14 protein-coding genes are annotated in these 12561 nt (G+C 64.4%); 7 read left to right on the plus strand and 7 right to left on the minus strand.

What is annotated here, in order from left to right; translation table 11 throughout:
• The first annotated feature begins 18 nt into the window (after positions 1-18).
• Positions 19-1920, plus strand: coding sequence for a cobaltochelatase subunit CobT (gene cobT, locus GR138_RS26780; RefSeq protein WP_160862322.1), 1902 nt, complete (start codon positions 19-21; stop codon positions 1918-1920).
• A gap of 31 nt (positions 1921-1951) precedes the next feature.
• On the plus strand, positions 1952-2953 hold the full coding sequence (locus tag GR138_RS26785; RefSeq protein ID WP_160862323.1) for an esterase-like activity of phytase family protein: 1002 nt from the start codon (positions 1952-1954) through the stop codon (positions 2951-2953).
• A gap of 159 nt (positions 2954-3112) precedes the next feature.
• Here the strand turns inward: GR138_RS26785 and GR138_RS26790 are convergent, their stop codons facing one another.
• The gene (locus tag GR138_RS26790; RefSeq protein ID WP_160862324.1) at positions 3113-3751 is read right to left on the minus strand and encodes a VUT family protein; all 639 of its coding nucleotides are present in this window, start codon (positions 3749-3751) and stop codon (positions 3113-3115) included.
• A gap of 173 nt (positions 3752-3924) precedes the next feature.
• Positions 3925-4224: a 50S ribosomal protein L28 gene (gene rpmB, locus GR138_RS26795; protein WP_069060840.1), complete on the minus strand. Its 300-nt coding sequence runs from the start codon at positions 4222-4224 to the stop codon at positions 3925-3927.
• 257 nt (positions 4225-4481) lie between these two features.
• On the opposite strand from rpmB, the gene GR138_RS26800 reads away from it, so the two are divergent.
• Both GR138_RS26800 and yddG read left to right on the plus strand, forming a co-directional pair.
• Positions 4482-5258, plus strand: coding sequence for a DUF3108 domain-containing protein (locus tag GR138_RS26800; RefSeq protein ID WP_420853723.1), 777 nt, complete (start codon positions 4482-4484; stop codon positions 5256-5258).
• Between the two features lie 35 nt (positions 5259-5293).
• Complete coding sequence (yddG, locus tag GR138_RS26805) at positions 5294-6172, plus strand: aromatic amino acid exporter YddG (RefSeq protein WP_160862326.1); 879 nt, start codon at positions 5294-5296, stop codon at positions 6170-6172.
• A 1-nt stretch (position 6173) separates the two neighbouring features.
• On the opposite strand, the gene GR138_RS26810 is transcribed toward yddG, so the two are convergent.
• Positions 6174-6596 carry a cupin domain-containing protein gene (locus GR138_RS26810; RefSeq protein ID WP_160862327.1) on the minus strand — a complete coding sequence of 141 codons (423 nt, stop codon included), beginning with the start codon at positions 6594-6596 and terminating at the stop codon, positions 6174-6176.
• Positions 6596-7366 (minus strand): hydroxyacylglutathione hydrolase, encoded by a 771-nt coding sequence (gloB, locus tag GR138_RS26815; RefSeq protein WP_160862328.1) that lies wholly within the window; start codon positions 7364-7366, stop codon positions 6596-6598. Before gloB ends, GR138_RS26810 begins: the two co-directional genes overlap by 1 nt.
• A 92-nt stretch (positions 7367-7458) precedes the next feature.
• Here gloB and GR138_RS26820 point away from each other — a divergent pair, with 92 nt between their 5' ends.
• Together GR138_RS26820 and GR138_RS26825 are read left to right on the plus strand one after the other, a co-directional pair.
• Complete coding sequence (locus GR138_RS26820; protein WP_160862329.1) at positions 7459-8208, plus strand: class I SAM-dependent methyltransferase; 750 nt, start codon at positions 7459-7461, stop codon at positions 8206-8208.
• 64 nt (positions 8209-8272) lie between these two features.
• Positions 8273-9208 carry a prephenate/arogenate dehydrogenase family protein gene (locus GR138_RS26825; protein ID WP_160862330.1) on the plus strand — a complete coding sequence of 312 codons (936 nt, stop codon included), beginning with the start codon at positions 8273-8275 and terminating at the stop codon, positions 9206-9208.
• On the opposite strand, the gene GR138_RS26830 is transcribed toward GR138_RS26825, so the two are convergent.
• Positions 9205-10212, minus strand: coding sequence for a DUF2125 domain-containing protein (locus GR138_RS26830; RefSeq protein WP_160862331.1), 1008 nt, complete (start codon positions 10210-10212; stop codon positions 9205-9207). The genes GR138_RS26825 and GR138_RS26830 overlap by 4 nt on opposite strands.
• Positions 10213-10394: 182 nt before the next feature.
• Between GR138_RS26830 and GR138_RS26835 the strand changes: the two genes are divergently transcribed.
• Positions 10395-10946, plus strand: coding sequence for a gamma-glutamylcyclotransferase (locus tag GR138_RS26835; RefSeq protein WP_160862332.1), 552 nt, complete (start codon positions 10395-10397; stop codon positions 10944-10946).
• Here GR138_RS26835 and GR138_RS26840 read toward each other — a convergent pair whose 3' ends face one another.
• Together GR138_RS26840 and GR138_RS26845 are read right to left on the minus strand one after the other, a co-directional pair.
• The gene (locus GR138_RS26840; RefSeq protein ID WP_160862333.1) at positions 10947-11738 is read right to left on the minus strand and encodes a lysophospholipid acyltransferase family protein; all 792 of its coding nucleotides are present in this window, start codon (positions 11736-11738) and stop codon (positions 10947-10949) included.
• A 77-nt stretch (positions 11739-11815) separates the two neighbouring features.
• Positions 11816-12532: a YdcF family protein gene (locus tag GR138_RS26845; RefSeq protein ID WP_160862334.1), complete on the minus strand. Its 717-nt coding sequence runs from the start codon at positions 12530-12532 to the stop codon at positions 11816-11818.
• Positions 12533-12561 lie beyond the last annotated feature (29 nt).

The following is a 12561-nucleotide window of genomic DNA, read 5'->3' on the forward strand; positions in this document are numbered from 1 at the left end:
CGGTCGGGTAGGAAAGTCATGGCTGCTCGCGGAGACAATTCGAAGCCGAGGCCCGGCGGCGTGGTCGACATGGAGCCGTTCCGCCGCGCGGTAACGGGCTGTGTGCGCGCCGTCTCCGGTGATGCGGAGGTGGAGGTCACCTTCGCCAACGAGCGGCCCGGCATGACCGGTGAGCGTATCCGCCTGCCGGAACTGACCAAGCGCCCCTCGCCAACCGAGGTCGCGATCACCCGCGGCCTCGGCGATTCGATGGCGCTGCGCAAGGCCTGCCACGACGCCCGCATCCACGCGACCATGTCGCCGCAGGGTGCGGACGCGCGGGCGATCTTCGATGCCGTCGAGCAGGCGCGCGTTGAGGCCATCGGCTCCAATCGCATGCAGGGCATGGCGCAGAACCTCAACGTCATGCTGACGGAGAAATACGCCAAGGCCAATTTCGGCGCGATCACCCGCCAGGCCGACGCCCCGCTGGAAGAAGCCGTCGCCCTGATCGTGCGTGAAAAGCTGACGGGCCAGACCCCGCCGGCCTCCGCCGGCAAGGTGCTCGATCTCTGGCGCGACTTCATCGAGGACAAGGCCGCCAAGGACATGGAGGGCCTGTCGGCCGCCATCAACGACCAGCAGGCCTTCTCCCGCGTCGTGCGCAACATGCTCGCGTCGATGAACGTCGCTGAACAGTACGGCGACGACGAGACCGAGCCGGACGATTCGGAAACGCCCGAGGACGAAAACCAGCCGCGCAGCGACGAGCAGGAAGACAACGAAAGCCAGGAAGACGCTGGCGACGATTCCGCGCCCGCCGACGAGAACGAGACGTCCGACGAGCAGATGGACGAAGGCGAGATGGACGGCGCGGAAATCTCCGACGACGATCTCGTCGAGGATGACGGCGACGACACGGACACGCCCGGCGAAGTCCGCCGCCCGAACCATCCCTTCAGCGATTTCAACGAGAAGGTCGACTACACGGTCTTCACGGAAGAATTCGATGAAATGATCCTCGCCGAAGAGCTCTGCGACGAAGCGGAACTCGACCGGCTGCGCGCCTTCCTCGATAAGCAGCTCGCCCATCTTCAGGGTGCGGTCGGCCGCCTGGCGAACCGCCTGCAGCGCCGCCTGATGGCGCAGCAGAACCGCGCCTGGGAATTCGACCTCGAAGAGGGTTACCTCGACAGCGCCCGCCTGCAACGCATCATCATCGATCCGATGCAGCCGCTCTCCTTCAAGCGCGAGAAGGACACAACCTTCCGCGATACGGTCGTGACGCTGCTGATCGACAATTCCGGCTCGATGCGCGGCCGGCCGATCACGGTCGCCGCCACCTGCGCCGATATTCTGGCACGCACGCTGGAGCGCTGCGGCGTGAAGGTCGAAATTCTCGGCTTCACCACCAAGGCGTGGAAGGGCGGCCAGTCGCGTGAAAAATGGCTCGGCAGCGGCAAGCCGCAATCGCCCGGTCGCCTCAACGACCTGCGCCACATCGTCTACAAGAGCGCCGATGCGCCCTGGCGGCGTGCACGGCGCAATCTCGGCCTGATGATGCGCGAAGGCCTGCTCAAGGAAAACATCGACGGCGAGGCGCTGATCTGGGCGCACAACCGCCTGCTCGCCCGCCCCGAGCAGCGCCGTATCCTGATGATGATCTCCGACGGCGCGCCGGTCGACGATTCGACGCTGTCGGTGAACCCTGGCAACTATCTCGAGCGGCATCTGCGCGCCGCCATCGACCAGATCGAGACGCGCTCGCCGGTCGAGCTTCTCGCCATCGGCATCGGCCATGACGTGACCCGCTACTACCGCCGCGCCGTCACCATCGTCGATGCGGACGAGCTGGCCGGCGCCATGACCGAACAGCTTGCCTCGCTCTTCGCCGACGAGGCCACCAGCCGACGCCCCGCCGGCCGCCGCCGTGCGGGCTGAACCGGCGCTGCGCCGGCACCGTGGAGGCTTCATGGGGAGCCTCCCGGCTCTCGCTCTCTCCCTGGTATTTGCTCTGCCGCTGGCGCGGCCCGTGGCGGCTGAGGTCATCGACCTGCCCGTCGTCAACCACGTCATCTCGCAGTTCGCGCTGGGCTCTGACAACCGCACCTTCGGCAAGCTCGAATTTCTCGGCGGCATCAGCTACTCGTCGAGCAATCCGCTGCTCGGCGCCGTCTCGGCGATCCGCTTTCGTGATGACCAGAAAACCTTCGTCGCCGTGCTCGACACCGGGCACTGGTTGACCGGTCGTATCGAACGCGATGCCGAGGGTCGGCTGAGCGGGCTCACCGACCTGAAGACCCGCTCGATGTTCAATACCGAGGGCCAGGACGAGAACGTCAAATACCAGATGGATGCCGAGGGCCTGGCGATCGGTAAGGGCGAACTGCTCGTCAGCTTCGAGGCGGTTCACCGCATCGACGTCTATCCGGATCCGGGCTTTATGGACGCCAGGCCCTCGCGCCAACTGCCGCTCCCCTTCCCACGCCGCGAACTGCGCAGCAATCGCGGCATGGAGACGCTCGCCATGTCGCCGGCGACGGGCCCGCTTGGCGCCGTGCCGGTGACGGTCACCGAACGCAGCCTCGACGCCGGGGGCAACGTGCTGGCAGCCGTTCTCGATGGCCCGCTGGCGGGTGCATTCGCCGTGACGCGCAACGACCCCTGGGACATCACCGACGGCGCCTTCCTGCCGAACGGCGACCTCCTGCTGCTGGAACGTCGCTTCCGGCTGTCGGATGGTGTGGGCATGCGCATCCGCCGCATCGACGGCACGAAGATCCGTCCCGGCGCCGTGGTCGACGGCGAGGTGCTGATCGATGTCGATCTCAGCCACCAGATCGACAATATGGAAGGGCTGGACGTCGTGGCGATGGCCGACGACGACATCCGCATCATCGTCGTCTCCGACGACAACCACTCCATTCTCCAGCGCAACCTGATGCTGGAATTCCGCCTGCCGCAGACAAAATAAAAGCCGCCCAGAAATACGGGCGGCCTAGCTGCTGGCAGAGGCCAGTAAACCTCTCCTTCGTCATGGTCGAGCCTGACCCGACCATCCATCCAGCGGCACATCGCGGATGGGGATCCTCGGGTCAAGCGCGAGGATGACGGATTGCTTGGAGCAAGGGGCTCAGGCCGTCTTTTCGACGCCCGGCATCGGCTTCAGCTTGCTCATCAGCGCGCCGTAGGGCAGCAGCATGACGATGCCGACCAGCACCTTCACGGAGAAGTCGCCAAGCGCCCAGGAGATCCAGCGCGGGGCTTCGGTGGTGAGGACACCGAGCACCGGCGCCCATTCGATCGCGAAGGCATCGTTCGGCCCGAACATCGAGAAGGCCGGTGCGAAGGCGAAGGAGAAGAAGATCACCGTATCAAGCGCCGAACCGAACAGCGAAGCGATCAGCGGCGCGCGCCACCAGGTCTGCCGGCGAAGCTGGTTGAACACGGAAATGTCAAGCAACTGGCCAAGCAGGAACGCCGAGCCCGAGGCGATCGCAATACGCGGCGAGGCAACGGCAAAGGAGAAGACCACGGCAACCAGAAAACCGGCTACGACGACGCGGCGCGCGATGCGCGGGCCGAACTGGCGGTTGGTCAGGTCGGTGATGAGGAAGGCGACCGGATAGGTGAAGGCACCATAGGTCAGGAGATCGCCGAGATTGATGCCCAGCAGCGTGCCCGAAAGCGGGTACTGCACCAGCACATTGGAGGCGACGACCACAGCCGTCATCAGAAGGACGTAGAAAAACGTAATACGGTTCACTTGCATTTTTTTACCCTGGGTGATGCCACCAGCTGGAGTTGATGAAGCAATTCCGGGAAAAAACGGGAGGCGGTTTTCCGTCCGGGATTGCGATTTAGGCAAACATCTGCGCAAAGCATTGAGGCCTGCCCGGCAACCGGTCAAGCCTCAATGAAAACGCGTGAGCTTCGTGCCTGAAATCAGGCAGCAACTGCAGCGGCAGCGGTCTTCTTGGCGATCTGGCGGCGCAGCAGACGAGCGCGCATCGACAGTTCGTTCTCGCTGGCCTTCAGCAGGAAGGCATCGAGGCCACCGCGGTGCTCGACGGAACGCAGAGCAGCAGCGGAAACGCGAAGACGGTAACGCTGGCCGAGGGCGTCGGAAATCAGCGTGACATTGCACAGGTTCGGCAGGAACTTGCGCTTCGTCTTGTTGTTTGCGTGGCTCACATTGTTGCCCGACTGGACGCCCTTGCCGGTCAATTCGCAACTACGGGACATGGTACACCTATTTTTTCTTGGTTCTGGACAATACGTTTCCGGCACCGAAACCGGCCGCAGTCCATCTGGCCTTTTTGAGAAGTCGCGGTTCTATAGTCACACGCGGCGGCGACGTCAAGCCAAACCTGCCGTTCAGCTTGAATTCAGTTGCCAAAAGCCATGATTTGCAGGCAATAGCAAGCAGATCGGGAATTTATCGCGGCGCAGAATCGCCGCAATAGCAGGCTAGGCGGAGCGTCTCAATGGGAGTCGTGCAGATGAACGGGCGAGGTTGGATTGCTGGCGCTGTCATGTCGCTTGCTCTTGCGGGCAGCGCGACACCCTTGTCGTCAGCCGAAATCGAGCACCGCACGGACTACAGCATCCGCCTTTCCGGCCTGCCGGTTGCCACCGCCACCTTCCGGTCGGCGTTCCGAGGCGACCGCTATACGATTTCCGGCAGCATGCAATCGGCCGGTCTTGCCGATATCTTTTCCAGCATCAAGGGCACGACGTCGGTTTCCGGCGTGGTCAGCCGCGGCCGCCTGCACGCCACCAACTATTCGGTGAACTACAAGAGCGGCAAGCGTGGCCGCGCCATCGATGTCACCTTCCGCAATGGCAACGTCATCACCGCCAGCATGGTGCCGCCGCGTCGCAAGCCGAAGAACTGGGTCCCCGTTTCCAACGCCGACATGCGCGCCGTGCTCGACCCCATCTCCGGCCTCATCATTCCGGAAGGCAGCCGCATCTGCCCGAAGACGCTGCCGATCTTCGACGGCGAATCCCGCATGGATCTGAAACTGACCTCCAAGGGCACCAAGCCCTATTCCACCAAGGGATTCGAAGGCGAGGTCGTCGTCTGCGGCATCCGCTTCGTGCCGAAGTCCGGTTACCGTAAGGGCCGCGACGACGTGGAATATTTGCGCAAGCTGAGCACGATGGAAATCTGGTTTGCCAAGGCCGATGGCGCGAAGGTATATGCTCCGGTCTATGTACAGATTCCGACCAAGCTCGGCCCTGTCACCGTCTCGGCCACGCGCTTCGGCGGCTGATATGCGCCCGGTCGGTGGACCGGGAGTGATGAGCCTTGAAGACGCGTGCAACCCTGATTGGTTTTTCGGCGATCCTGATGTGGTCGCTGCTGGCACTCTTCACCGCCGCCTCGGGAAAAATGCCGCCCTTCCAGTTGTCCGCGATCTGCTTCCTGATCGGCAGCCTGCCCGGCCTTTTTGTGCTGGCCGCCCGGCCGGAGCGCATGCGTCTTCTGAGACAGCCGGCCAAGGTCTGGATCACCGGCATTCTCGGCCTGTTCGGCTACCACTTCCTCTATTTCACCGCGCTGAGGAACGCCCCGGCCGTGGAAGCCGGTCTCATCGCCTATCTCTGGCCGCTGCTGATCGTCGTCGGCTCCGCACTGCTGCCGGGCGAGACGCTGAAGTGGAACCACGTCGTCGGCGCCTTCCTGGGCCTCGGTGGCACCGTGCTGATCGTCGGCCGCAACGGTTTTGCCTTCGACGACGCCTATCTGCTGGGCTATGGCGCAGCCTTCCTCTGCGCCTTCACCTGGTCCGGCTATTCGCTGCTCACCCGCCGCTTCGAGGCCGTCTCAACCGACGTCGTCACCGGTTTCTGCCTTGCCACCGCGATCCTCTCGCTGCTCTGCCACCTGATGCTGGAAACCACGATCTGGCCGCAGACGAGCTTCGAATGGTTCGCCGTCGCGGGCCTTGGACTACTGCCGGTGGGGGCTGCCTTCTACGCCTGGGATTTCGGTGTGAAGAACGGCGATATCCAGATCCTTGGCGCTGCAAGCTATGCCGCGCCGCTGCTCTCGACACTGGTGCTGATCCTCTCGGGCTTTGCCGAACCGTCCTGGCGCATCGGCCTCGCCTGCCTGCTGGTGACCGGCGGTGCGGTGCTGGCAGCCAAGGACATGATCCTGCGCCGGCGCCCCGCGACCGCGTGACCTAGGCGCCCGGCGCCCATCCAGCAGGCGCCATCTCGAAGGACGAGAAGACGAAGCCGGGCGAGACCGTGCAGCCGACCAGCGTCCAATCGCCAAGCGGTTCCGCCGATTGCCACCAGTTGGCCGGCACGATGGCCTGCGGCCGCTCGCCCGCGGCCAGATCCGGCCCCAGCACCTGCACCTCCGCCGATCGTTTGCCGTCGCTCAGCGACAGGGCGAGCGGCGCGCCAGCATAGTGGTGCCAGATCTCGGCGGCATCCCGCACGCGATGCCAGTGCGATCGCTCGCCCTTCTCCAGGAGATAGTAGATCGCCGTCGAGTGTCCGCGTTCGCCGCCCTCGACATCGCGGAATGTCTGCACATACCAGCCACCCTCCGGATGGTGCTCCATGCCCAATGTCGCGATGATCTCCGCTGGCGTCATCAGAACCGGTCCTTGCGTGCGCGGATCTCGGCAAAGACCTCCGCGTCGCCCGCCTTCTCCATGCCGAGATGACGGCGGATGGCCGGATCGGCAGCGCGCAGGAACGGGTTCGTCGCCTTTTCAAGCCCGATCGTCGTGGGTGCCGTGAACGCGCCGGCCGCCCGCAGGGCCTCGATCTCCGCGACCCGCGTCAGAAGCGCCGCATTGTCCGGATCGATGGTCTTGGCAAACCGGGCATTCGACAGTGTGTATTCGTGGCCGAAATAAACCGTCGTACCATCCGGTAGCGCGGCGAGTTTCGACAGCGAACCCCACATCTGCGCCGGCGTGCCCTCGAACAGCCGGCCGCAGCCGAGCGCAAACAGCGTATCGGCGGCGAAAAGCAGCTTGTCGTCCGGCAAGTGGAAGCAGATGTGCCCCAAAGTATGGCCCGGCGTCAGAATGACCTCGACGTGCCGCCCGGCAAATTCGAAGCTGTCGCCGCCATCCACTGTCCGGTCGATGCCGGGAATGCGCGGCGCCTCGCGCGCCGGACCGATGATCGTGACGCCAAAATGCTCCTTCAGCGCGAGGTTGGCCTCGATATGGTCGTTGTGATGATGCGTCGTGAAAATATGGCTGAGCGTCCAGCCCCGGCGCGCAAGCGCGTCACGGATCGGCCCCTCCTCCGGCGCATCGATGCTGGCCGTGGCGCCCGTCACCGGGTCGTGCAGCAGCACGCCGAAATTATCGCTGCGGCAGGCAAAGAGATCGATTTCCAGCGGGGTCATGGGCAGTCTCCTCGTCATATCGGTCTGGCGGTCGGCGGGAATGTAAGGCAATCGGCCTTGAAGTCCATCGGCGCATCGCTCACATTCAGGCCATGCATGCCGATATCGTCGACCTCCGCGAATTCTACCACTCCCCGCTCGGCCGCCTCGCCGATCATTCGATCGCCATGGCGCTCACCTCGCTTTGGGCGCGCCTGCCGGATGAGCGGCTGGTCGGGCTCGGCTATGCCGTGCCCTATCTCGAGCGGTTTCGCGCGGACACCGAGCGCACCTTCGCCTTCATGCCGGCCGGCCAGGGCGCGGTGAACTGGCCGCCGAGCGAACTGTCCTCGACGGCACTGGTCTTCGACGAGGAACTGCCGCTGCCGGATGCCGCGGTCGATCGTATCCTGATGGTGCATTCGCTGGAATTTGCGGAAAACCCACGTGAGACCATGAAGGAACTGTGGCGCGTGCTGGCACCCGGCGGCCGCCTCGTCATCGTCGTGCCGAACCGGCGCGGCGTGTGGGCGCGCATGGAGCACACGCCCTTCGGCTCCGGCCGGCCCTATTCCCGCCGCCAGCTGACCGCGCTGCTGCGCGAGACCAATTTCACGCCCGGTGCCAGCGCGGAAGCCCTGTTCTTCCCGCCCTCGAAACTGCGCAGCGTTCAGAAGCTGCGCGGCGCCTTCGAGCGGCTGGGGCGCATGCTCTGGCCGATGTTTTCCGGTGTCATCATCGTGGAAGCGCAGAAGCGGCTCTATCAGGGCCTGCCGGTCGCGGCCCGCGCCTCGCGGCGCGTCTTCGTGCCGGTGCTGGCCCCGCAGGGCGTGCCGACAACCCGCGAGCGCGCGCCGCGCTGATCCCCTCGACAAACGCCAAGCCGCCCGCTAGAGCGAAGCCCAGCGGCAAAGAAGGGCGACGGGCATGACGGACGGACATTTCGACAAGATCGCGCTGATCGGCATCGGCCTCATCGGCTCCTCCATCGCCCGTGCGGTCAAGGCAAAAGGCCTGGCTAAAACCGTCACCATTTCCAGCCGCAGCCAGGAGACGCTCGACCGCGCCCGCGAGCTGGACCTCGGCACCGACTATGTGCACGATGCCGGCACGGCCGTTGAAGGGGCAGACCTCGTCATCGTCTCGGTGCCCGTCGGCGCCTCGGGCAAGGTGGCGGAGGAAATCGCCCCGCACCTGAAGCCCGGCACCATCGTCACCGACGTTGGCTCGACCAAGGCGTCCGTCGTGGCGCAGATGCTGCCGCACATGCCGAAACACGTGCATTTCATCCCCGGCCACCCGCTGGCCGGAACGGAGCATTCCGGCCCGGACGCCGGTTTCGCCGAACTCTTCCAGGGCCGCTGGTGCATCCTCACCCCGGTGCACGGCACCGACAAGGAGGCAAAACGCAAACTCGCCGCCTTCTGGGAGGCGCTCGGCTCGAAGGTCGACGAGATGGACACGGAGCACCACGACAAGGTGCTCGCCATCGTCTCCCACCTGCCGCACATCATCGCCTATAACATCGTCGGCACGGCCGATGACCTCGAGACGGTGACGGAATCGGAAGTCATCAAGTACTCCGCCTCGGGTTTCCGCGACTTCACCCGTCTTGCCGCCTCGGACCCCACCATGTGGCGCGACGTCTGCCTGCACAACAAGGACGCGATCCTCGAAATGCTGGCACGCTTTTCCGAAGACCTCGCCTATCTCCAGCGCGCCATCCGCTGGGGCGATGGTGAAAAGCTGTTCGACCTCTTCACCCGCACCCGCGCCATCCGCCGTTCGATCATCGATGCCGGCCAGGATACCGCCGCGCCGAACTTCGGCCGCCCCTCCGCCGACAAGAAAGACCAGGCTTAGAACGGCGGGATGAAGGCGATGGGGAAGAGGCCGAGATAGACGGTTCCGTCCTGCACGTTCAGCTTCACCACGGCGCGGTCGCCGCCCGCCGACAGGCCCTGAATGACCTGCGCCACGTGCGCGGTCGTCTCCGCGACCTCCGGAAAAGCCTCGGAAACACGATCACGCCAGACCGTGATGCCGGCAATGTCGAGGTCGAGCGTGCCGGAGAGATAACCGTCATCCCCCACCTTGAGGGGACCGGACAGCGTCGCGACCTTGCCGTCGCCAAGATCCAGCGACAGGCGCCGGAGTTCCACGCTTGCCCCGAGCGGCACATCGGCCGGCGGACCTTCGGCGGAAATCCATCTGGCGGCATCGGCAATCGTCAGGTCGGCGGCGACATCGAGCGGCGGCAGCACCCGGTCGCCGAGGTCGAGCGAGAGCGCATCGAACGAGGCGGCGATGTCGAGCGCTTCGCCCGACTGGCGGATATGCTTCTCGCCATGCGTCGCGGCAATGCCGATCGAGACGGCTTCCGACGGCACGTTGAGCCGGCCCTTCAACCCGTCATAGGCGATCGACGCGCGGTCGAGGCCATTCGTCCAGGCGGTGGCGCTGGCACGCAGCAGATCCCAGTCGACATCGAAGACGAGATCCGGCGTGACGCGCACCTGCGCCGGACCGTCAATCTCGATGACGCCATGACCCGGGCGGTAGACCTGCGCGGCAGAGCGAATCGCTCCGACGGTCGCCGACAGGCCTGAGGGGCGATCATCGACGCCGACCGAGTCGCAGAAGAGGCCGATGCGGAAGGGAAAGCCGCGGACGGAAAGGTTGCTGCAGGAAACGGAATGCATGCCCTGCGCGGATGCGGCAAGCTGCTGACCGAGCGTGTCCTTCAACCAGCTTGCCGCATAGAACCATGCGCCCGTATAGAGAGCGATGAAGAGAACGACGGCAATGGCGAGCCGGACGAGTTTGCGCGTAACGCCGGATGTCTCGGCGCGGCTTGACGATGCCATGGTGTTCTCCAATGGTGGCAGACAGAATTTGCCGATACGGCGTCAAAGCCGGCAATTGCGGCGGCTTTTAGAGTATGTGCAGCAAAAGTGCGAAGCGGTTTTGCGTTCGCAGCGACGACAAACAAGGGATAGAGCGTTTTCGCGGTTAAGAGAAACGCGGACGCGCTCTGGAAATGGTCCAAGTGACGGTGGATATGAACGAATTCTGGGTTTTTGGCTACGGATCGCTGATGTGGAATCCGGGCTTCGAGTTCGAGGAACGACAGCCGGCCCATCTCTTCGGTTTCCGCCGCGCGCTCTGCGTACGCTCCTGGGTGCATCGCGGCACGGAGGAGAAACCCGGCCTCGTCCTCGGCCTGGACCGTGGCGGCTCCTGCCGCGGCGTCGCCTTCCGCATCGCGCCACAAAACTATGAGGCCGTGGTCGATTACCTGCGCGAGCGGGAACTGGTGACCCATGTCTACAAGGAGCGCACGCTCTCCGCGACGCTCAGTGACGGGCGCCGTATCACGACGCTCGTCTATATCTGCGACCGGGCGCACCAGCAATTTGCCGGCTCGCTCACGGTCGAGGAGGCGGCGCGAACCGTCAGCGCCTCGATTGGAAAATCCGGCCATAACATGGACTATGTGCGCAACACACTCATCCATCTGCGCGAAATGGGCATCCGCGACCACTGGCTGGAAGATGTCGGCCGCGCCGCGGAAGGCCTCTATAGCGCACCGCCTGCCTGATCAGGCGGCATGCGCCTTCAGCTCCGCCAGCCGCTGCTCGGCGGTCGGCGGCAAGGGCAGGTCCGGGTTCGCCGCCGCGGTTTCGATCAGAAGCTGGTCACTCGCCGTTTCCATCACATCGATGAGATGGGCGAGGAAGGCATCGGGATCCATGCCCGGCGCGATGGCCGGCAGGATCTGCACCTTGAAATGCCCGGGATAACGGATGAACTTGCGCCGCGGCCAGAACAGGCCCGGATGCATGACGACGGGCACGACCGGGACCTGCAGATCGCGGTAAAGGCGGGCGATGCCATATTTGTATTCCGGGGTGGCGCCCGGCGGCCGGCGCGTGCCTTCCGGATAGATGATGAGCTGGCGCCCGGTATCCATCTCCGCCTTCGTGCGCTCCATCACGGCCGCCATGACCTTGCCGCGCGCATTGCGGTTGACGGGCACCATGCGCTGCTTCTTCAGGTACCAGCCGAACAGCGGAATCCAGGTCAGCTCGCGCTTCAGGATGTAGAGCGGATCGTCGAGCCAGGGCAGAAGCGCATAGGCATCCCAGAAGGACTGATGCTTCGGCGCAAAAATATACCCGCCGCCCTGAGGAATGTTTTCGAGGCCTTCGATTTCAAATGTCGTTCCAACGATCTTGTCGAAGAGCCAATGGTTGCTCCGCGCCCAGTTCTTGGCGATGACATAGGCCTTCTTGCGCGGCAGCAGAAAATAGGCCGGCGTCATGATGATCATCTGCGCGATGAGGTTCACATAGAAGAGGGTGTTGAAAAGCACGGAACGGAAAACGATCATCGGGCAGCCTGTCAGCGGGACGCGTTCTCACGCCCTACACGATATTCCCGGGCGGGGAAACTCCCGTTGCGGCGATCTCAGCTGCCGGACAGGCCCGACATGTCGCCGCGAAGACCCGACCAGCTTCGCGCGCCGATCACGGCGCGCAAACGCGCCAGGCTGTATTTGAGATATTCCGACAGCATCGCCTTCACGATGCCGGGCTGGCGCAGCCAGTTGCCGTTCCTGAGATCGGAATTGACGACCGGGTAGGCGATGAATTCCGTCTGCGGATCGCTGACCCTCAGCTCCAGCAGGCTGCGCGGCATGTGGTAGTTGTTGGTGACGACAAGCACCCGGCGGAACTGGTGATCGCTGATCCAGCGCGCCGTCTCGTTGGCATTGCCGATCGTGTCCACCGCCTCGTATCCCATGTCGACGCAGCACTCGAAGAGCGCTGACGAGCTTTGCGTCAACTTGCGGATCTGCGTGCCGCTCGTCGTGGGGTTCACGCCGGAAATCAGGAGGCGTTGGCCGGCGCCCTGCTTGAGCAGGCCGATCGCGCTGTCAATGCGCTGGTAACCGCCGGTCAATACGACGATCGCATCGGCCTTCGGGTCCTGCGGCGCCTCCATGGAGGCCACGGTTTCGGCGAAATAGAGGAAACCGCCGGCACCGGCCACGGCCGCAATCAGGATCAGCGCCAGGACGACGCGCACGGCGATCCGGACGGGGCCTTTGCGTCGGCGCCGCCCCTCTCCTTCCGGCCGGATGCCCTCAGGCAGATCCGGTTTTGCCCGTTCCAGCGCGTTCATGATTCCGTCCATAGAGTCCGATTGCGGCA

Source organism: Shinella kummerowiae, assembly GCF_009827055.1.
GTDB lineage: Bacteria > Pseudomonadota > Alphaproteobacteria > Rhizobiales > Rhizobiaceae > Shinella > Shinella kummerowiae.